The 18,705-nt window shown below is 61.6% G+C and carries 20 protein-coding genes and 1 pseudogene; 14 read left to right on the top strand and 7 right to left on the bottom strand.

All coding sequences use genetic code 11. The features are described from left to right. Window positions 1-37: 37 nt before the first annotated feature. From NKI01_RS08260 to NKI01_RS08285, 6 genes are all read left to right on the top strand, one after another. A complete protein-coding gene (locus NKI01_RS08260; protein ID WP_352962711.1) occupies window positions 38-1,600 on the top strand; it encodes an ABC transporter substrate-binding protein in 1,563 nt (520 codons plus the stop codon). A gap of 28 nt (window positions 1,601-1,628) precedes the next feature. After that, a complete protein-coding gene (locus tag NKI01_RS08265; protein WP_352962714.1) occupies window positions 1,629-2,570 on the top strand; it encodes an ABC transporter permease in 942 nt (313 codons plus the stop codon). Window positions 2,571-2,574: 4 nt separating this feature from the next. Beyond that, the gene (locus tag NKI01_RS08270) at window positions 2,575-3,483 is read left to right on the top strand and encodes an ABC transporter permease (RefSeq protein ID WP_352962717.1); all 909 of its coding nucleotides are present in this window, start codon (window positions 2,575-2,577) and stop codon (window positions 3,481-3,483) included. After that, a complete protein-coding gene (locus NKI01_RS08275) occupies window positions 3,480-4,493 on the top strand; it encodes an ABC transporter ATP-binding protein (RefSeq protein ID WP_352962720.1) in 1,014 nt (337 codons plus the stop codon). The genes NKI01_RS08270 and NKI01_RS08275 overlap by 4 nt, the downstream gene beginning before the upstream one ends. Beyond that, window positions 4,486-5,469: an ABC transporter ATP-binding protein gene (locus NKI01_RS08280; RefSeq protein ID WP_352962723.1), complete on the top strand. Its 984-nt coding sequence runs from the start codon at window positions 4,486-4,488 to the stop codon at window positions 5,467-5,469. The genes NKI01_RS08275 and NKI01_RS08280 overlap by 8 nt, the downstream gene beginning before the upstream one ends. A gap of 92 nt (window positions 5,470-5,561) precedes the next feature. Next, complete coding sequence (locus NKI01_RS08285; protein WP_352962726.1) at window positions 5,562-6,089, top strand: hypothetical protein; 528 nt, start codon at window positions 5,562-5,564, stop codon at window positions 6,087-6,089. 51 nt (window positions 6,090-6,140) lie between these two features. On the opposite strand, the gene NKI01_RS08290 is transcribed toward NKI01_RS08285, so the two are convergent. Next, window positions 6,141-6,929, bottom strand: coding sequence for a sulfite exporter TauE/SafE family protein (locus tag NKI01_RS08290; protein WP_352962898.1), 789 nt, complete (start codon window positions 6,927-6,929; stop codon window positions 6,141-6,143). Window positions 6,930-7,287: 358 nt separating this feature from the next. Between NKI01_RS08290 and NKI01_RS08295 the strand changes: the two genes are divergently transcribed. Further along, on the top strand, window positions 7,288-7,932 hold the full coding sequence (locus NKI01_RS08295) for a DUF1007 family protein (RefSeq protein ID WP_502899425.1): 645 nt from the start codon (window positions 7,288-7,290) through the stop codon (window positions 7,930-7,932). 81 nt (window positions 7,933-8,013) lie between these two features. Here the strand turns inward: NKI01_RS08295 and NKI01_RS08300 are convergent, their stop codons facing one another. Then, on the bottom strand, window positions 8,014-8,625 hold the full coding sequence (locus tag NKI01_RS08300) for a TetR/AcrR family transcriptional regulator (protein ID WP_352962729.1): 612 nt from the start codon (window positions 8,623-8,625) through the stop codon (window positions 8,014-8,016). 146 nt (window positions 8,626-8,771) lie between these two features. On the opposite strand from NKI01_RS08300, the gene NKI01_RS08305 reads away from it, so the two are divergent. Together NKI01_RS08305 and NKI01_RS08310 are read left to right on the top strand one after the other, a co-directional pair. Further along, window positions 8,772-9,662 (top strand): class I SAM-dependent methyltransferase, encoded by an 891-nt coding sequence (locus tag NKI01_RS08305; protein ID WP_352962732.1) that lies wholly within the window; start codon window positions 8,772-8,774, stop codon window positions 9,660-9,662. 179 nt (window positions 9,663-9,841) lie between these two features. Continuing rightward, the gene (locus NKI01_RS08310; RefSeq protein ID WP_352962901.1) at window positions 9,842-10,558 is read left to right on the top strand and encodes a HoxN/HupN/NixA family nickel/cobalt transporter; all 717 of its coding nucleotides are present in this window, start codon (window positions 9,842-9,844) and stop codon (window positions 10,556-10,558) included. A 138-nt stretch (window positions 10,559-10,696) separates the two neighbouring features. Here NKI01_RS08310 and NKI01_RS08315 read toward each other — a convergent pair whose 3' ends face one another. From NKI01_RS08315 to NKI01_RS08330, 4 genes and pseudogenes are all read right to left on the bottom strand, one after another. Beyond that, on the bottom strand, window positions 10,697-11,584 hold the full coding sequence (locus NKI01_RS08315; protein ID WP_352962735.1) for a DUF1259 domain-containing protein: 888 nt from the start codon (window positions 11,582-11,584) through the stop codon (window positions 10,697-10,699). Between the two features lie 39 nt (window positions 11,585-11,623). Continuing rightward, window positions 11,624-12,094: a chromate resistance protein ChrB domain-containing protein gene (locus NKI01_RS08320; protein ID WP_352962738.1), complete on the bottom strand. Its 471-nt coding sequence runs from the start codon at window positions 12,092-12,094 to the stop codon at window positions 11,624-11,626. Further along, window positions 12,091-12,573, bottom strand: a complete 483-nt coding sequence (locus NKI01_RS08325) for a rhodanese-like domain-containing protein (RefSeq protein WP_352962741.1) — start codon at window positions 12,571-12,573, stop codon at window positions 12,091-12,093. Before NKI01_RS08325 ends, NKI01_RS08320 begins: the two co-directional genes overlap by 4 nt. 64 nt (window positions 12,574-12,637) lie before the next feature. Continuing rightward, window positions 12,638-13,132: pseudogene (locus NKI01_RS08330) on the bottom strand (Fe-Mn family superoxide dismutase); the annotation flags it as partial. 28 nt (window positions 13,133-13,160) lie between these two features. Between NKI01_RS08330 and NKI01_RS08335 the strand changes: the two are divergent. The 3 genes from NKI01_RS08335 to NKI01_RS08345 all read left to right on the top strand — a co-directional run bounded on the left by NKI01_RS08335 (window position 13,161) and on the right by NKI01_RS08345 (window position 16,892). Continuing rightward, window positions 13,161-14,138 (top strand): chromate resistance protein ChrB domain-containing protein, encoded by a 978-nt coding sequence (locus NKI01_RS08335; RefSeq protein WP_352962744.1) that lies wholly within the window; start codon window positions 13,161-13,163, stop codon window positions 14,136-14,138. A 15-nt stretch (window positions 14,139-14,153) separates the two neighbouring features. Next, window positions 14,154-15,569: a chromate efflux transporter gene (gene chrA / locus NKI01_RS08340; protein ID WP_352962747.1), complete on the top strand. Its 1,416-nt coding sequence runs from the start codon at window positions 14,154-14,156 to the stop codon at window positions 15,567-15,569. A 156-nt stretch (window positions 15,570-15,725) separates the two neighbouring features. Next, window positions 15,726-16,892, top strand: coding sequence for an MFS transporter (locus NKI01_RS08345; RefSeq protein WP_502899426.1), 1,167 nt, complete (start codon window positions 15,726-15,728; stop codon window positions 16,890-16,892). A 154-nt stretch (window positions 16,893-17,046) separates the two neighbouring features. Here NKI01_RS08345 and NKI01_RS08350 read toward each other — a convergent pair whose 3' ends face one another. Next, complete coding sequence (locus tag NKI01_RS08350; protein ID WP_352962750.1) at window positions 17,047-17,274, bottom strand: DUF1127 domain-containing protein; 228 nt, start codon at window positions 17,272-17,274, stop codon at window positions 17,047-17,049. Between the two features lie 119 nt (window positions 17,275-17,393). Between NKI01_RS08350 and NKI01_RS08355 the strand changes: the two genes are divergently transcribed. Both NKI01_RS08355 and NKI01_RS08360 read left to right on the top strand, forming a co-directional pair. After that, complete coding sequence (locus NKI01_RS08355) at window positions 17,394-18,299, top strand: transcriptional regulator GcvA (protein WP_352962753.1); 906 nt, start codon at window positions 17,394-17,396, stop codon at window positions 18,297-18,299. Between the two features lie 243 nt (window positions 18,300-18,542). Further along, window positions 18,543-18,683: a hypothetical protein gene (locus NKI01_RS08360; RefSeq protein ID WP_352643287.1), complete on the top strand. Its 141-nt coding sequence runs from the start codon at window positions 18,543-18,545 to the stop codon at window positions 18,681-18,683. The last annotated feature ends 22 nt before the right edge of the window (window positions 18,684-18,705 follow it).

Here is an 18,705-nt window from a genome sequence, read left to right on the forward strand (position 1 = left end):
GATGATTCAAAATCAATCAAAAATGGGGAACTGAAAAATGATCACTCTCGACCGCCGCAATTTTCTCGCCTCCACCGCTGGCCTCGCCTTCGTCGCCGCCTTTCCGCGCAGCGCCTTTTCCGAAACCAACGACACGCTGAAGATTGCCATCGCCGCGGAGACCGGCGATCTCGATTTGCTGCAGAACGTTTCGACGCTGAGCACCTACACCATCGTCTTCGATGCGCTGATCCATTATGGCCAGAACGGCGCGCTGGAGCCGGGCCTTGCAACCAAATGGACCGTCGCGGACGATCAGCTGTCGATCGCCTTCGATCTGCGCGAGGGCGTGACTTTCAGCGACGGCACACCGTTCGATTCCACCGCAGCCGAATGGAACCTCAAGCGCTGGATGGGGGTGAGCGACTTCTCCTGGATTGGCGTCTCCGATGCGTACGACAGCATCGTCACCGATGGGCCGAACAAACTGACGGTCAAGCTGAAGCGGCCGGTGCCGGCCGCATTGCTTGAACTCACCATCGTCCGCCCAGTTCGTTTCCTGTCGCCCAAGGCAGTCGACAAGGATGGCAAGCAGACCGCGCCGATCGGAACCGGTCCATGGATCGTCGAAAAATACGATTCGAGCGGCACCAGCCTCGTTCGCAACGACAAATACTGGGGCGAGAAGCCCCTCTTCAGCCGCATGGAATTGAAGGTGGTTCCCGATGAACTCGCTCGCGCCAACGGCCTCCGCTCAGGCGACCTCGATGTCATCGGTGGCGACTGGGTGGCGACGCTATCGCCGCGCCGCGCCCGTGCCCTGGAAAGCGACGGCATGAAGGTCGTGGCCGAGCCGGGCACCGCGACGATGCTGCTCGGCTATTCGCCGAAATCGAAGATCATCGCCGACAAGGCCGTCCGTGACGCCGTTTATGCGTCGATCGACCGGGTGGCGATCGCCAAGGTCCTGTTCGAAGGCTTTGCCGATCCGGCCGCCGATCTGTTCCCGGCGAATGTGCCTTCGTCGGGCAAGCGGCATGACGTGCCGGTGCGCGACGTGGCGGCGGCCAAGAAGATCCTCGCCGATGGCGGCTGGGTCGACAGCGGCGGGGCCTGGACCAAGGCTGGCTCTCCTCTGACCGTCGACTTTCTGGTTTCCGAAGAATCCCTGCCAGGGTCGCGGCGCATCGCCGAAATGATCCAGGGTCAGTTGTCCGAGGTCGGTTTCCAGGTCCAGGTGTCCTCGGTGGACAATGCCACCATGCATGAACGGCGTCCCGCCTTCGACTATGACCTGGCCTTCTTCACCACCTATGGAGCGCCCTACGATCCGCACGGTACGCTAGGCAATGCTTTCGTCTCGACCGCCGACAGCGGTCCTGACGGCAAGATCTATGTCTCCGACGCGCTCGACGGCGTGGTCAAGGCGGCGCTCGAGGCGAGCGGCGCCGAACGCGACCTGAAGATGCAGGCCCTCTACGATTGGCTCTACGACAACACCGCCATCTGTCCGCTCGTCGTCAGCCAGCGACTGTGGGCCCACAATCCGCGCGCGGAGAATTTCTCGCTCCCGGCGACCGACTATGATCTGCCGTTCAAGGCGATCACGCTGAAGGCCTGAAGACTTCGAGCCCAAGCGAGGCCTGACGATGAAACGCACGATCCTGCGACGGATGCTGCTTGCCTGCCTTTTGATCCTGGCGGCATCCGCGCTGACATTCGCCCTGGTTGCGGCCGCTCCGGGCAATGTTGCGGCGCTGATTGCCGAGCGTGCGGCGGGCCCCGGCGCGGACGCCGAAATGATCACCAAGATCGGCAACGAGCTTGGCCTTCACGACCCGCTGCCGATCCGCTATGGACGCTGGCTGGCCAGCGCGCTGGCTGGCGATTTCGGCATTTCGCTGCGAACGGGAAAGCCGATTTCTCAGGAGTTTGCCGCCCGCATTCCGATGACGGCGGCTCTGCTTGCCGGCGGCGGCGTTCTCGCCTTCATCCTGTCGATCACGCTTGGCATTGCCGGCGCCGTCAGCAATGGCGGCGTGATGGACAGGTTCCTGCACGCATTTTCCTTGATCGGCGCGTCGACCCCAAACTTCTTCGTGGCGGCACTGCTGGTCATCGTGTTTTCGGTGATGCTTGGCTGGGTGCCAACCTTCGGTACGAGCGGCTTCACCTCATGGCTTCTGCCATGGGTGACGATCGCGTTGTTCCCGGCGTCGGTGCTGAGCCGCGTCGTTCGGGTCAACCTCCAGGAAGCGATGTCGCGGCCGTTCGCGACGACGGGATTCGCCAAGGGCTACACCAGAACGCAGGTGCTGCTGCGCGAGGCGCTCCCCAATATCGCCATTCCGTTCCTGACGACATTCGGGGCGCAGTTCACGCTGATGATCATCGGATCGATCGTCGTCGAGACGGTGTTTGCATTGCGCGGCGTCGGTGCTTTCTTCATCGAGGCGATCCGTTTCCGCGACTTCATCGGCATGCAGGCGGTGCTGCTGCTGTTTGTCGTCTTCTTCGTCATGGTCAATTTCATCGTCGACATGATCTGCATTGTTGCGGATCCGCGAATGCGCCGGGCGCGGGGAGCATGAGACGATGAACATTTCCGCAATCAGGAATATCAAGGACTGGCCGTGGCTGGTGCTGCTCCCCGTCATCGGCTTTGTGCTGGTCGGCATCTTCGCTCCGATAATCATGCCTTACGATCCAAGCGCGCAGGACTATTCGGCGACACTGGAGGGCGTGAGCTGGAGCCACTGGCTCGGCACCGACTATCTCGGCCGTGACGTTTTGAGCCGCATCGTCGGTGGCGCGCGCATTTCCCTGGTGGCCATGGTCATCGTGCTCGTCGCCGCACTGGCGATCGGCGTGACGATCGGCTCCTTTGCTGGCTACGTCGGGGGACGTGTCGAGCTTGTCCTGATCAGCCTAATCGATATTGCGCTGGCGCTTCCGAGCCTGGTGATCGCGCTGGCGCTGATCGGCATTCTGGGCACCGGCTATTGGTCGATGATCACAGCGCTCACCTTGGCGTGGTGGGCGAACTATGCCCGCATGAGCCGCGCCGTCGTCACCGCCGAGTTGCAGCAGCCTTATATCGAGGCGGCCAGGGTCATGGGCGCTGGCCATCTCTGGATCTTTGTCCGCCATATCCTGCCGCATGTACTTGCACTGGTCGTCGTCTATGCAAGCGCCGACGCCGGCGCGCTTGTACTGGCCATCGCGACGCTCAGCTTTCTTGGGCTTGGCGTCGCACCCCCGACACCGGAATGGGGCCAGATGCTCGTCGACGGCATGAGCTACATCGAGGAGGTTCCACGCCTTGTCGTGCTGCCCGGCCTCGCACTGACACTTGTCGTCGTCAGCTTCAATCTGCTTGGCGAAGCCTTCGCGCTGCAAAAGGTGCCACGGCCAGTTCGCGGCGCGACGTTGCGCAAACGTCGAAGGGCGCGCGCTCGCGAAGAAGCCGAGCGCAATGCCGTCGAAACGGGAACGACCTCATGAGCGACGATCAGCCGATCTACTCGATCGAGAACTTGGTCATCGATCTCTACGCCACCACCGTTTCGGTGCGGGCGGTAGACGGGGTGTCGTTCAACGTCCGTCCTGGAGAAACGGTCGCGGTCGTCGGCGAAAGCGGTTCGGGAAAGACCGTCATGACGCTCGGCCCCCTCGGCCTGCTGCCCGAGGGTGTGACGGTGGACATGAGGGGTTCGGCGCGAGCCGACGGAAGCGAACTGCTCAGCATCGGTTCCCGGCAATTGTCGGATCTGCGCGGACGCTATTTCGGCGTGATTTTCCAGGACCCGATGAGCGCGCTGAACCCGATGCTGAAAATCGGCCCGCAGTTGGCCCGGCAGGCGCGCCGTTTCGCCGGCCTGTCGCGCGAGGCTGCGCGCAAGCAAGCGGTTTCGCTTCTGGCACGCTCCGGCATTCCGGACCCTGAGGATCGCTACAACCGCTATCCGCATGAAATGTCTGGCGGCATGCTGCAACGCGCGATGATCGCGCTGGCGCTGGCGGCCCGCCCGCGCGTGCTGATTGCCGACGAGCCGACAACGGCGCTGGACGCCACCGTCCAGGCGCAAATTCTGGAGCTCATTCGCCAGATTCAGCGCGAGGACGGCATCGCGGTCGTGCTGATCACGCACGACATCGGCGTGGTTGCTTCCGTCGCCGACCGCGTCATCGTGCTTTACGCCGGACAGGTGGCAGAGGAGGGGACGGCGATGGATGTGCTGACCCAGCCGGTCCATCCCTATACGCGCGGGCTGCTCGCATCGGTGCCGGATTTTCGTGCTGACGACAATGTGGCTACGCGCGAGATACCGGGCCTGCCGCCAAGCCAGATCAGGCTGGAGCCGGGTTGCCGTTTCGCCGACCGCTGCGAATTGGTCGAACCCGGTTGCCGAAAACACCGACCTCCGCTTCAGACGATATCGATCTCGGCAAATCCGCATCGCGTGGCCTGCCCGGTCGTGCTTCGGCGAGAAGGGATTGCTGTCCATGTCTGATGTCCCGGCGATCGAGGTCAAGGGCCTGAAGGTGCATTTCGCCAACCGCTCGGGCACCGGCGCGGTGCGGGCGGTCGACGGCATAGACCTGACCGTCGCGCGCGGAGCGTTCCACGGCATTGTCGGCGAGTCCGGCTGCGGCAAGACCACGCTGGCGCGCACCATCGTCGGTTTGCAGAAAGAGAGCGAGGGCACCGTCCTGATTGGGGGAAGAGATCGCGCCGAATGGCTGAAATCGGATAGGAAGTCGTTTAGCCGCGAAGTCCAGTTCGTCTTTCAGGATCCGTTGGGATCGATGAGCCGCCGCCAGACCGTCTATCAGACCCTTGAGGAGCCGCTGCAGATCCACCGCCTCGGCTCATCGGCCGAGCGCCGCCAGCGCATCGCCGAGCTTCTGGACCTGGTGGCGCTGCCGCAGACGGTGCTTGACCGTTTGCCAAGGTCGCTCTCCGGCGGCCAGCGCCAGCGCGTTTCGATTGCGCGCGCACTCGCCCTCAAACCATCCATATTGGTCTGCGACGAACCGCTCAGCGCGCTCGACGTTTCGATCCGGGCGCAGATCGTCAACCTGTTTACGTCGTTGCAGAAGCAGCTTGGTCTGACCATCGTCATTGTCGCGCATGACTTGGCGATCGTGCGCGAAGTCTGCTCGAACGTGACAGTGATGTATCTCGGCCGCATTTCGGAAGCCGGTGTGACCCGGCCGCTGTTTCGCGAGCCGGCCCACCCCTACAGCCAGGCGCTGCTGTCGGCTGTTCCTTCTCCCGATCCCCGCATCGAAGCCGGGCGCCGCCGGATCATCCTCGCCGGCGATCCACCGAGCCCAAGCGCGCCGCCTCCCGGGTGCCGGTTCAACACGCGTTGTCCCGTGGCGATCGATATCTGTCGGGTCGAGGAACCAATTTTGCGGATGGTGCCCCACGGCGGCGTTGCCGCCTGTCACCTCGCAGATAGCGCCCACCGCCCGGTGATCTGAAGGATGGTCGTTGCAGCCCCTCTTGACCACGCTGCCAGAGGGTCCATCTTGATCGTGTGGATTGTCCCATTCTCCTGACTGAGGCGCGCTGAATGTCGAAGGCATGTTTTGTCCTGGCATTTGCAGCTATGTGGCTGACATCGCCGCTGGCGCATGCCGATAATGTCGATCTGGCGTTGGAAGCTTTTCACGGGATTTGTCTTGCGCACGGGCCAGATTTCGAGCGAACCGCCGCTGTTGCAAAGAAGCGTGGATGGACACCGCTGTCCGGCGACGCAGCGCTTGCTCCGGTCGATGACGTAAAAGCCTTCCAGGGTTGGGTGGCGGCCGGCGACGACCTACCGGCCAAAACCATGATCGCGGTGACAAAAGCCACCTTGAACGGCAGGGCCGTGCAAACCTGCTCAATCAGGCTGTTCGATGTCGACCGCGCGGCATTCGAGGAGCGTTTTTTCGCCCGGACGGACGCCGAAAAAATCGGCGAGGACAGAAACGGGGCTCACGTCTCCAAACTCTACATATTGATTGCCGGCAATCGAAAGCAGCTCGTCCATTTGACGTCGCCAAGGTCCCGGATCAAGTCGAGCATGATCATTGCAAGCTCGATAGCCGATGATTAATCGGGGTGAACAGGCGGCCGATGGCGACCAAGGGTAGTGATTCCGAGGGTGCTACTCGTGGCGCCACACCTTGTAGGCCGAGATGACGAGGATAGCAGCCAACAGAGGCAGCAGCACTTTCTCTGGCACGATGCCCAACAACATGCCGCCGATCCATGTCCCGACAATCGACCCCGCAGCAATCAGGACCACGAACCATTTGTTCCTCGCAATTACGCCAAAGCTTTGGTCCTGCGAATAGCGGGTGAAACCGACCATCATCGTCGGAAGGCTCACCGCAAGCGACATGCTCCCGGCAAGCTTGATGTCGATCCCGAAAAGCAGGACGAGCGTGGGGACAAGCAGTTCCCCACCGGCTACACCAAGCAGCGACGCCACGACGCCAATGGCGAACCCGATGATGATCCCGGCAATGATCAAGGCCGGCCCGCTGAAAGGCGGCAGGCTTGTTAAGCTCTGATCGTGGCCAAAGACCAAGATGAGGGCGATAAGCAACAGTAGCGCGGCAATTACCTTATAGAGCGTTTCGGATTTGAGCCCTGTTGCCCATCCCGCACCGAACCAGGCACCGGCTAGGCTACCCGCCAGCAGATTGAGAATGACCGGCCAATGAGCCGCGACGGCGCTTAGCGGCACTGTAGCGGCCCGGAAGGGCAGGGCAGACGCAACCACCACCAAACTGGTGGCCTTGTTCAGAATTACCGCTTCAAGAGCGGCAAACCGGAACAGCCCGATGAGGAAGGGAAGGCGGAACTCTGCCCCGCCAAGGCCAATTAGTCCGCCAAGCGAACCGACGACAGCACCAACCACAAATGCCAGTATTCCGCGTCTTTCGACCATGCGGACGATATGCAGCAAGGGTGTGTGAAATTCCAGTCCGCAATCCTCGATGGCCCGTCTCTCGTAGGAGACGCGGACTTTTTTTGCGTTTGCAAGGACCTCGCGGTAGGAAACATTCCTCGGCATCGATCCGGAGCAGGAAGTTGAGCGATAGGCAAAGGATCATCTGGATGATAGCGCCGGCAATCCTTGCCGGCATCGCGGTGATCATGCTCAACCACTGGCTGAAGGGCGACTTTGGGTAGCTGCTCCGGTATGTCACGCGCATGGACGGCACAGGGTATCGATACGTCCCAATTCGGCCTGCTTGCAATGCCAGACGTGCTGCCTGACCGGAAACGATGAAGTGCGAGTGAAAATGCGACTGACAGGCATGGTATCAGGCGTCGCGCTGTTGCTCGCTTCCGCCGGGGCGGCGAACGCCCATCCGCATGTGTTTGCCGAAGCGAAGCTGGATCTGACCGTCGGTCCAGACAGGATGGTCAAGTCACTTCGGCATCTCTGGCGTTTCGACGACCTCTTTTCCAGCACTGTGCTGATGGAATTCGACAAGAATTCCGACCTTGTCCTTGATGCCAAGGAACTCGATGAAGTCGCCCTCACCATCCATGCGTCGCTGGCCGAGTACAACTATTTTCAGATGGTGACCTTGAACGGCAAGGACGTGACGATGGCGCCGCCGCCGAAATTCAGCGTCAGCTATGAAAACGATCAACTCGTCGTCCAGTTCGAAACGCAGCCGAAGGACCCGTTGGCTCTTGCTGGAAAAGTCAGCATCGGCGTCTACGACCCGACCTTCTACACGGCGATCGATTTTACCGACGACGACAAGATTGCTGTGGCTGGCCTGCCTGAAGGCTGCTCGCGCGCGGTCGTGCGTCCAGATCCGGACACGGCCATCGCGCAGAACCAGAAGAGCCTGACAGACGCATTCTTCAGTGACCCGACGGGGACCAATCTAGGCAAGATTTTCGCGACACGCCTTGAACTGACATGCGGCTGACGGGAGCCGGTTCGTCGCGCTGGCGGCTGCCACGCCGGCACTCTAGCCGATCAGGCTCGCTGCCCTAAAACCAGTCACTGTTCATGAATCGGAGCTTGGCATACTCTGGGCGCCGATGCCTTTTCCCGCCATCCTCTGGAACAGGTCGTCAGCCTGTGCCGGTGAAAGGCTCACGTCAGTGGCGACCCACCAGGCGAGGATCGCAAGAAATGCGCCGGCGATGAACTGAATGGCGAACTCGGCGGGCATGACGCGATCGCCGATCCGTTTCTCGACGAGTTCTTCCCGGACAGCTCGCCGGATACGCTCACGCAATTCGTCGTGGATCGTATCGCCGCTGCTTGCAAGCAATGCGTGGTGAAGCGGTCGGAATGCATGGGCGTGCTCGAACATGGGCAGGCTGAACTCGAACAGGCGGCTACCTGTTTCTTGGCTTGCCGCCTCGCGCCTGCGGCCAATCGACCGCAGATGCGCCTCGATTGTCGCGCTGCGCAGAGCATCCTTGTCGGCATAGTGGGTATAGAAGGTCGACCTGCCGACATTGGCCCTCTGGCAGATGTCGTCGACGGTGATGGCAGCATATCCCTGCTCCGGGATCAGGGCGATGAGCGCGTCCTGCAGCAGGCCGCGCGTCCGCGCGACGCGTCGATCGATCGTGTTCCGCTCGCCCGCACGCTCGATTTTCATGGCCATGGCCCTCTACAGTGCCCGGTTTCGGACATTCGGCGGTCCGGTGTCTGACAACACCATTTCCAGACATTGTGTCCATTATGGTACGCCAAGTCCAGGAGCTCAAATCGGGTTTGGGCACGCCGCAAGGAAGCAGAAGGTCGCCAGACATGCATTCATCTGATCATCACGCCAATAACGGACCGCATTCGCGCAAGAGGGTGATAGCGTTGGTTCTGCTTGCCAAACTGTCGCTGGTTGCCGGCTTCCTCGTCCTCGCCAAATTGGGCATGGGCTATGTTCAGGCTGGCGCTTGGACGGCGGCATTCCACGGACTCGTCCTCGCGGTGATCGCGGGACTGGCGCTGTGGGGCAGCCTGCGTCACAGGGGGCTCGTCGGCAACGGTGCGCAGAGCGCGAGCGACAGGGGCATTGGCATCGTCCTGCACCGGGCGGCCGCCTATGACTTGCTCGCGCGCATTCTGACCTTCGGGCGCGAGGGCCGCTTTCGCGAGTTCATGCTTCGCCCGGCAAAGCTCCAGCCCGGCGAAGCGATGCTCGATGTCGGCTGTGGAACGGGCACCCTTGCCATTGCCGCGAAGCGGCTGGTCGGTTCGGACGGAAGCGTCACCGGCGTCGATGCGTCGGCCGAAATGATCGAGAGGGCGCGCGCCAAGGCCGAGCGGTCCGGTCTCGATCTGACGTTCGTCAACGGGACGGCGCAGAAGCTTCCCTTCAAGGACGCGCAATTCGACATCGTCGTCGGCACGCTGATGCTGCATCACCTGTCGAAGCCCGTTCGATCGGCCTTCATCCGCGAGGCGGCACGCGTCTTGAAGCCGGCAGGCCGGCTGTTGCTCATCGATTTCGGCAGGCCGGTGTCCAGATTACCCAGGCTCCACAAGCATGGTCATGTCGATATGCATTCGGTCGCCTCGCTGTTGACCGAGAGCGGATTCCAGGTCAGCGATATCGGCGCGGTCGGCACCAAGAACCTGAACTACATTCGCGCCACGACGAATAAGGACCAGCCAGGCCAGGCGTCGCCGGCATCGCCGTGATCATGCTCAGGCACTGGCTGAATGGCGACCCGTTCTGAGGCGAACAATCACATATGGGCGTTGGCACGTCCCAATTCGGCCTGCTTGCAATGGCAGCTGTCCTGCCTGAACAGGAAACCCGAAGTGAGTCTTCGCCATGCGCTTTGAATTGACCTGCGGATGAGGCCGGTTCCAGCATGATGTTCCAAACCCTAATCGAATTCCAGCGTACGATCTATCTGGCGCTGGGAGAGCAGATCAAGCTGCTCTCGGCCGGCGGCGGCTGGCTGGCCTTCACGGCGTTTCTGCCGATGGGCGTTCTGTTCGGCGCGGCGCATGCCCTGACGCCAGGACATAGCAAAGCCGTGCTTGCCACGTATCTCGCAGGATCGGATGTCAGTGTCCGGCGTGGGCTTCTGGTGTCGCTGACACTTTCCTTCACGCATGTGACGATTGCCGTGCTGATCGCGGCGCTTTCGTTGCCGTTGGTGTCCATTGCCCTGGGCAGTGTTGGCCGTGCGCCGCTACTGGAAGACGTCAGTCGCGGCCTGCTTGGCCTGATCGGTGTCTGGATGATCTGGCGTGCCTTCCGCCATGGCCATCATCACCACAAGCACGAAGGCGAGGCGGTGGGGGTCATGGCTGGCTTGATTCCATGCCCGCTCACGCTCTTTGCGATGACCTTCGCTATCTCCAGGGGCGTTCCGGTCGCCGGCATTCTCTTCGCGATCACCATGATGGTCGGGGTGGCGCTGACGCTGTCTTGCGTGGCGGTGTTGTCGATCCTGTTTCGGGAGCGTCTGGTGCATTTTTTCGACAGCCGGCCACGCTTGTTCGATGTCATTTCGCGGTCCATCGAAGGCATTGCCGGCCTTATTCTTGCCGGTGTAGCCGTCTGGCAAATCTCTGCGCGTTGAAAGACGCTCAAGCAGACAGCCGGACGCAAAGCGTGGACCTTGCCGATGGATGGCGGGCTGGACGGCGCAATAGCGCCATCCGTCCGAACTCAGCGTGACCGTTTGCCCGAGCCGCGTTGCAACTCGCCAGAGGCCGACCTAGCTCTTCTTGACCGCAACTTTGTCGAGGGCTGCGCGCAGACCTTTCGCCAGCTTCTGCGCATCGTCGTTCGCCCAGAAATGCATGAAGAAGAGCCGGGGCTGCTCATCGAGCATGTGGCTATGCAGCGCGGTGATCTCGATGCCGTCGTGCTGCATGGCTTTGATAACCGGATCGACCTCCTTTGCCGTCAGCACAAAATCACCCGTGATCGCCGCCTTGCCGCCACCTGTCGATTGGAAATTGATCGCTATTGCCGAGCCCATGGCCGCCTGCACTTCCATTCCATTTTCCTCGACCGGCTCGGCGCGCGGAATGGTGAATTGGTAGACCGCACCATTGGCCTTACCCTTGTAGCCCATGGTTTGGTCGACACCGGCGGCGTCGAACTCGATCTGCGGAGCGGTTTGCGGCTGGGCGCCGCCTCCCATCGGTGTTTTGCTCAGCGCCAATCCGGCATGAAGCGCTGTTGCGAGCGCAACTGGGTCGCCTTGGCCGAAGGCGTGCATGTAGAGTGTCATCGGCTCCGCGCGCAGCAAGTGGTTGTGCAACCCGGTGATTTCGATCCCACCCTCTTCAAGCTTCTTCATGACCGGATTCACCTCGTCCTGCGTCAGAACGATGTCGCCCATGACCATTGCCTGATCTCCCATGGGTTCGAACGCGATCCAGCCTCCAAGCGCAAATCCTGGTTTCAGGGATATGCCATCGAGCGATACCTTCAGGTCCGTTCGAGGCAAGCCGACCCGGTAGACACCGCCAGGCATTTGGGCTCCGGATTTGCCGAGCGCCTGTGCGATTGTTTGCCAATCGGGTGCCGCCGATGCCGGTTGGAGCAGCGCCGACATCGCAATCAGCATTGTTCCGGTCACGAGTTTTGCATGCATGGGATTTCTCCTTGTGATCTGCCCCCATTGCCCAATTCGTTATGCGGCTGCTGGCTTCGAGGCCGGCGGCCAGCTGTGCGTCTCCCCCTTGCGGCGCGAGGCCCAGGCATAGAGCGCGTCGTAGACGACGAAGCCGTGCTTCAGCACCTCGTGGTCGTCAGGCGTCAGGTCCCGCAAACCCATGGAGATCGCGAGCAACCCTGCCGACTGTGGCGTGAGATCGTGCCGGTCCGTGTCAGCACCGCGCACGATTGCGGCAATGGTCACGATCGCTGGGTCGCGCTCAAGGCCGTATTTCGAGACGAAGGTGTCGAAACTGCAGCCGTCACCGACATGCGTGAATTCGACGCCGGGCACATCATACGGTGTCGCGCCCGTCTCCTGGGCAACGGAGATCACCTGATCGGGCGGTGCGAAGAGGAACTCCGGTTCCTTGTCGATAAAGCTCGCAATCAGCCAGGGGCAGGCGATGCGGTCGATGACAGGCCGTTCTCGGGTAACCCATTTCATGACGCAATCCTTTCTTCACTCATCACCAGAGGGACGGTTGGCGCGCCGATCGCATGCCAGGCGGCGATGCCGCCTGAAAGCGCACTTGCATCGACGCCGCGGCGGCGCAGTTCGGCGACGGCGTCGCCGCTGACCTGGAAGCCGTAGACGCAATAGACGATGACAGGCCTGTCCTTCGGCAGTTCATCGGCCCAATCGGCGATGGTCTCGGGCGCGCGAACTTTGGCCCCTGGCACCATATCGCTGCGTTTCGCCAGATCGTCGGCCAGGCAGACGTCGAGCACGACGAGATCGTCTCCTCGATCGAGACGCGCACGCAGTTCCTCTGGCGCGATCGCTGGAACCTTTTCGTCCGATGCCGATCCTGCTGAAGGATCGCGCTGCGTGACGGCTCGGCGATGGCGGGCAGCGACCCGTTCCCAATGGATGTTCTTCATGAAGGCATCGACATAGGCGCCGGCCTTGGCGCCGAAATCCATGTGGCATGTCGAGCGCGAAGATCGGAATGCCGCCGGCAAGGCAGTTGGTGTGATCCGCTGCCCATTGGATCGTCAGCCGATCGCGGCGCTCCGACCAGGTCAGCAGGGTCCATCCCGAACCGCCAGCTTGCGCCTTCGCACAAGCCATGAACTTCGCGCGCCAGGCCGCCACACTGCCGAAGTCGCGCTCCAGGGCAGCCGCGAGATCGTCTCCGGCATCGCCGGAGCCACCGAGCCCATCGAAATAGATCTCGTGCAGGATCGCTGAATTGGCGGCGACCAGTTCCTCGCGCTTCAGACCGTTGATGTCGAAGACTGGCGCCGCGCCCCAGTCGAGTCCGTCGAGCCGCTGTTCGATTGCGTTGAGGCGACGAACGGCACCGCCGTAATTGTTTTCATAGTGGCTTGCCAACAGCCGCTCGGAGAGGCCGACGAGGCGAGGCGGCTTGAACGGCAGCGGCATGATCTGGTGTGGCATCGGTTTCCCCACTCTGCGGCACGGCCCATCCGTGAGGAGGCGAACGCTATGCCTGAATGGGAAATGATACAAGTGTTGCATTTACCTTTGTTCGTGATACGGTTCACTTATGAGTGAGGGGCAATCGCAGGAGCAGCGCTGGCTGCTCCTGATCCATCAACTGCCAAGCAAGCCCGCCTACTTCCGGGTGAAGGTCTGGCGACGGTTGCAAGGCATCGGCGCGGTAGCAGTCAAAAGCACCGTTTACGCCCTGCCGGCCAATGCCGAGATGCAGGAGGATTTCGAATGGCTTCTCAAGGAGATCGTTGCAGGCGGTGGCGAGGCCATGATGTGCGAGGCGCGCCTTGTGGATGGTTTGTCGGATGCCGGGGTCAGGGCGCTCTTCGACGCAGCCCGTGACGCCGACTATGCGGAAATCGCCGAGGAAGCGCGCGCTCTGGCCGCAGCAATCAAGACCGACGCGACAGCGGAAAAACATGCGGAAGCGCGTCCGCAACTTGGCCGCTTGCGCAAGCGGCTCGCGGACGTCGTGACGATCGACTTCTTCGGCGCCAACGGTCGTCTCGCCAGCGAGGGACTGATCGCCGAGCTCGAGGCACAGCTTATAGAGGACAAGGCCATGACCAAGGAACCGAAGAAGGCGGCCGAGCCGAGCGAGCTCAAGGGCCGGATTTGGGTCACGCGCCGGGACGTGTATGTCGACCGGATCGCCTGCAGCTGGCTGATCCGTCGCTTCATCGATGCCGATGCGATCATTCGATTCGTGGCGGGCAAGGGATACGTGCCGAACGAGGGGGAATTGCGCTTCGACATGTTTGAGGGCGAAATCACCCATGAAGGCGACCGCTGCAGCTTCGAGGTACTGCTGGCCCGCGCCGGCATTACCGATACGGCTCTGCAGGCCATCGCCGAGGTCGTCCACGATATCGATCTCAAGGACGGCAAGTTCGGCCGCGAGGAAACCACCGGCATCGCCAGCCTGATCGCCGGTATCGCCATGGCGAATGCGGGCGACGAGCAACGGATCGCCGAGGGCGCTTCGGTGTTCGACAATCTCTATCGATATTTCCGTTCGAAGCGCGGGTGATCCGAGGATCTAACGATGGCCAATGCAGAGAGCACCGTGACAGCACCAAACCGACCAAACGACACGCCGGGTCATGGCGTTTCGTTCGCTGAGGCCACGCGGGTGTGGGCCCGAGTGGCCGCGCTCAGCTTCGGCGGGCCGGCGGGCCAGATCGCCATGATGCACCGCATCATAGTCGAGGAAAAGCGCTGGATCGGCGAGACCAGGTTCCTGCATGCGCTGAACTATTGCACGCTGCTGCCCGGACCGGAGGCGCAGCAGCTGGCCATCTACATCGGCTGGCTCATGCACAAGACCAGAGGCGGCCTTGTCGCCGGGATTCTGTTCGTGTTGCCAGGCGCGGTCGCCATCATGGCGCTCAGCTGGATTTACGCCATCTTCGGCAACGTCGGCGCCGTTCAGGCTCTCTTCTTCGGTTTGAAGGCGGCGGTCCTCGCGATCGTGCTTGAGGCGGTCTTGCGGATCGGCAGGCGGGCCCTCAAGAACAACGTAATGGTCGGGCTCGCGGCGTCAGCCTTCATCGCTCTCTTTTTCTTCGATGCGCCGTTTCCACTGGTCATCTTGATCGCGGGCGTGATTGGTTACGTGGGGGGAAGAGCTGGGTGGGCTGCATTCCAGTCGGGCAATGGACATGGCAAGGTCGGCGGCAAGCAGGTCGCCGATGCCGATACAGCGCTCGGCGAAGGGGTGCCGGCGCACGCCCGGCCGTCCGTCAGTTGGTCGCTGAAGATCGCGGCAGTTTTTCTGGCGCTGTGGTTCGTGCCGGTCCTGGCACTTCTGGTGTTTCTTGGGCAAGGCAATGTCTTCACCGACATTGCGATCTTCTTCTCCAAGATGGCGATGGTTACCTTCGGTGGTGCCTATGCGGTGCTTGCCTATGTCGCGCAACAGGGCGTGGATCACTATGGCTGGCTGAAGCCTGGAGAAATGCTGGATGGCCTCGGCATGGCCGAGACGACGCCCGGTCCGCTGATCATGGTCACCCAGTTCGTCGGCTTCATGGGAGCCTATCGGGCGCCGGGCGTACTCAACTCCCTTGTCGCCGGAACGCTCGGCGGTCTTCTCACGACGTGGGTGACCTTCGTCCCCTGTTTCCTGTGGATCTTCCTCGGCGCGCCGTTCATGGAAACAATGCGCAGCAACAAGGCCTTGTCAGCAGCATTGTCTGCCATCACGGCGGCGGTGGTCGGCGTGATCTTGAACCTGGCGGTGTGGTTCGCGCTTCACGTGCTGTTTCGCGAGCTGCGTGAGGTCAGCTGGCTGGGCATGACGCTGGACGTTCCCGTGTTCAACTCCATCAACCTGCCGTCTCTGGTGCTGACGCTCGGGGCGCTGCTGGCGGTATTCCGTTTCAAGATCGGTATGATCCCAGTGCTCGCCGCATGCTCGATCCTCGGCTTGCTCTGCGGGGTGGCCAGCGGATCGATTTAAGCTGAGCGGTCGGTGTAACCATTCTCCCGGCAGGAGGCATCCTTGACAGCCCAAAGGCCGATGAATGCTCCGCACGAACCGGCTGCGAGACGGAGGGTTGCACTCCTGCCTTCCGGTGCCGGGCCGGCAGCTACGTACCTGCTGGCCTCGAGAGGATTGCGGGCGTTCGGCGATGGACTCGTCAGTCTTCTGCTTCCGGCCTATTTGGCCGCGCTCGGCTTCAACGCTTTCGAGATCGGGGTCCTCGCGACGGCGACGCTCGCGGGTTCGGCCGCGCTCACCTTGGCAGTCGGGTTTGTCGCGCACCATTTCTCTCGCCGCTCTCTGCTGATTGCAGCCGCCGTCCTGATGGTCGTCACGGGGATCGCCTTCGCGTTGGTTCACGATTTCTGGCCGCTGCTCCTTATCGCATTCGTCGGAACGCTGAACCCATCCTCGGGCGACGTAAGTGTGTTTCTGCCGTTGGAGCATGCGCAACTTGCCCATAGCGTCACCGATCGCGACCGCACCGCGCTCTTTGCCCGCTATAGCCTTGTCGGTTCACTCATTGGGGCCGTCGGTGCTCTGGCGGCCGGAGCCCCCGATATTCTCCGACATGTTGCCGGGCTGGATATTAAGCAAGCGCTCCAGATCGCCTTCCTGCTTTATGCCTTTCTGGGAGTAGGTGCGCTGCTCCTTTATCGGCAACTGCCGGACGAGCCGCTCGATGCGAATGCGGTACCGGCGGAGCCATTGCGCAAGTCTCGAGCCATCGTCCTCACGCTCGCTGCGCTCTTTAGCCTGGATGCCTTTGCGGGAGGCTTCGTGGTCCAGTCATTGTTGGCTCTTTGGCTTTTCCAACAGTTCGGCCTATCGCTCGCTGCTACAGGTGCGATCTTCTTCTTGACGGGCATCCTGTCCGCCGGGTCGTATCTGCTGGCAGTGCAAATCTCCAAACGGATCGGGCTCGTAAACACCATGGTGTTTACGCACCTGCCTTCCAGTCTTTGCCTTTTGCTCATTCCCTTCATGCCGAGCCTCGGTCCAGTCATCGTCCTACTGCTGATCAGGAGCGCCTTGTCGCAGATGGATGTACCGACCCGCACCTCCTACGTCATGGCGGTGGTAACGCCGGGTGAGCGGGCCGCAGCGGCGAGTGTCACTGCCGTGCCTCGCAGCCTCGCGGCGGCCGCCAGTCCGATGCTTGCCGGCTCGCTGCTCGCAATGTCCGGTTTCGGTTGGCCGCTGCTCATCGCGGGCGTCTTGAAGATTGTCTACGATGTGCTTCTGCTTGCAATGTTCCGCAAGGTTCGCCCGCCGGAGGAACGACGGGACGGGCAGTAGCAGGTGCAAAATGCGGCCGAGCAGATCACTCGTCCCGTCGAGGGCTTGGTTGACGCTGCGTGGATCGCCCTCGCGATCCACGAAATCTTGCTTCGCTGATTTGACGAAGGCACGACTGAATGCGCGTTCCCCCGAGGAAGTCCTCAGCCGAGAATTAGGCCTGCCACGGCCACTTTGAACATTCATTCCGAATCTGCGCAGTGGTCAGACCCAAGTCTCCCAGCTGATGGTCTTCGAGTTCGGCCAGCTGTTCCCGTTGGCGATGGATTTCGATCCAGCGCGCCACCGATGCCATCGAGCGCACTAAATTTTCAAGGACGCGATGGGCACTTGCCTGTGGCGATGAACGCCTCGGCGTCTCAATCAGCAGGGGGTTCAACATTTCTCATCCTTCCGCGGTGCGCTGGTTGACGTGTGGTGCGGAAATGCTCCAATCTGCCCACGGGCGCAAAGCATGGTTTCTCGTGCTTGGCCCAATTTTTCTCATGACATGGTGCGAAATTGGCCCGCCGACTGCCATCACTCAACGCCCTCAAAGCCTTCGAGGCGGCGGCGCGCCACGAGAGCTTTACTAGGGCGGCGGACGAACGTTCCGTCACGCAGGGTGCGGTGAGCCATCAGGTGAAGGCGCTCGAACTCGAATTGGGCATCAGGCTGTTCGATCGCGAACATCAAAAGCTGAGCATCACGCGGGCCGGCCTCTCCTATCTGGAGGTGGTGCGCGATGCCTTCGACCGCATAGCTCTCGGCACGCAACGCATCCAGCATCTATCCCGGGCCGGAGCGTTGACGGTCAGCACGTCGCCCGACTTTGCCGCCAAGTGGTTGGTAAACCGCCTTGGCAGGTTTGCCGAGACGCACCCCGACATTGATCTCAGAATTTCCGCAACCATGCATCACGTCGACTTCGCGAGAGAGGACGTCGATCTTGCCGTGCGGCATGGCGATGGCAACTGGGCGGGGCATGATGTTGTCCGCCTGTGCTCCGAGCAACTGTTCGTGGTCTGCAGTCCCAAACTTCACCAGCGGATGCGCGAGCCGTCCGATGTGCTGAACTTTCCGTTGCTGCATCTTGATGACCGAAAGGACTGGTCGGGATGGCTCGAGGCCGCTGGCGTGGTCGATGCCGAACTCTCCCATGGGCCGGTCTTGAACCGCGCCAGCATGGTCATAGACGCCGCTATCGACGGCCAGGGCGTCGCACTCGCCCGCACCACGCTTGCGGCTTGGGACCTCATCAACGGGCGCCTCGTAAGGCCGTTCGCCACGACGCTGCGATTGTCCAAGACCTACTGGATCGTCTGTCCCAAGGCGACGTCGACGCTCCCTAAAATTACGACATTCCGTGACTGGCTGTTGGCTGAGACCGCCGATGATGTGCGCCGCCTCAAAACGCTCGGTCCATAGGCTTGAAGGGCTCAATTGTGCAACGGGCTTCTGCGACGGGCGAACGTCCGATTACCGGCCGCGAGAGGTAATTCGGACGAACGGCGATAAACGTAGATAAGAGTCCGCTAGCGCGCCAGCGCGACCTTCAGGATGGTGAGCCGCGATGTCCGGGGTGGCTATTCATACTGAGTTCTACCGCAGTCGGCGAGACCGGATGCTGGCTCGCACCAGGCCCTATGGTGCGCCTCGGGAGATGATGAGATGACCGATCTTCAGAAGATCATTTGGATGATAGTGCTGGCGATCCTCGCCGGGATCGCGCTGATTTTACTAAATCACTGGATCAGGGGCGACCTATCCGCAGCGCTGCCATTGACTTTGATCACCGAGAAGCCAGTTTGAGCTCGGCCGTCTGCAGAGAGGA

Source organism: Mesorhizobium sp. M0815 (assembly GCF_040319995.1).
In the GTDB taxonomy this organism is placed as follows: Bacteria; Pseudomonadota; Alphaproteobacteria; order Rhizobiales; family Rhizobiaceae; genus Mesorhizobium.

Coding starts and splice junctions, on each gene's coding strand:
- NKI01_RS08265 (WP_352962714.1), top strand. CDS start 1,629: ATGAAACGCACGATCCTGCGACGGATGCTGCTTGCCTGCCTTTTGATC.
- NKI01_RS08320 (WP_352962738.1), bottom strand. CDS start 12,094: ATGAAATGGGTTACCCGAGAACGGCCTGTCATCGACCGCATCGCCTGC.
- NKI01_RS08305 (WP_352962732.1), top strand. CDS start 8,772: ATGCATTCATCTGATCATCACGCCAATAACGGACCGCATTCGCGCAAG.
- NKI01_RS08350 (WP_352962750.1), bottom strand. CDS start 17,274: ATGTTGAACCCCCTGCTGATTGAGACGCCGAGGCGTTCATCGCCACAG.
- NKI01_RS08360 (WP_352643287.1), top strand. CDS start 18,543: ATGACCGATCTTCAGAAGATCATTTGGATGATAGTGCTGGCGATCCTC.
- NKI01_RS08270 (WP_352962717.1), top strand. CDS start 2,575: ATGAACATTTCCGCAATCAGGAATATCAAGGACTGGCCGTGGCTGGTG.
- NKI01_RS08335 (WP_352962744.1), top strand. CDS start 13,161: ATGAGTGAGGGGCAATCGCAGGAGCAGCGCTGGCTGCTCCTGATCCAT.
- NKI01_RS08325 (WP_352962741.1), bottom strand. CDS start 12,573: ATGGATTTCGGCGCCAAGGCCGGCGCCTATGTCGATGCCTTCATGAAG.
- NKI01_RS08280 (WP_352962723.1), top strand. CDS start 4,486: ATGTCTGATGTCCCGGCGATCGAGGTCAAGGGCCTGAAGGTGCATTTC.
- NKI01_RS08310 (WP_352962901.1), top strand. CDS start 9,842: ATGTTCCAAACCCTAATCGAATTCCAGCGTACGATCTATCTGGCGCTG.
- chrA (WP_352962747.1), top strand. CDS start 14,154: ATGGCCAATGCAGAGAGCACCGTGACAGCACCAAACCGACCAAACGAC.
- NKI01_RS08275 (WP_352962720.1), top strand. CDS start 3,480: ATGAGCGACGATCAGCCGATCTACTCGATCGAGAACTTGGTCATCGAT.
- NKI01_RS08285 (WP_352962726.1), top strand. CDS start 5,562: ATGTCGAAGGCATGTTTTGTCCTGGCATTTGCAGCTATGTGGCTGACA.
- NKI01_RS08315 (WP_352962735.1), bottom strand. CDS start 11,584: ATGCATGCAAAACTCGTGACCGGAACAATGCTGATTGCGATGTCGGCG.
- NKI01_RS08295 (WP_502899425.1), top strand. CDS start 7,288: ATGCGACTGACAGGCATGGTATCAGGCGTCGCGCTGTTGCTCGCTTCC.
- NKI01_RS08260 (WP_352962711.1), top strand. CDS start 38: ATGATCACTCTCGACCGCCGCAATTTTCTCGCCTCCACCGCTGGCCTC.
- NKI01_RS08300 (WP_352962729.1), bottom strand. CDS start 8,625: ATGGCCATGAAAATCGAGCGTGCGGGCGAGCGGAACACGATCGATCGA.
- NKI01_RS08290 (WP_352962898.1), bottom strand. CDS start 6,929: ATGGTCGAAAGACGCGGAATACTGGCATTTGTGGTTGGTGCTGTCGTC.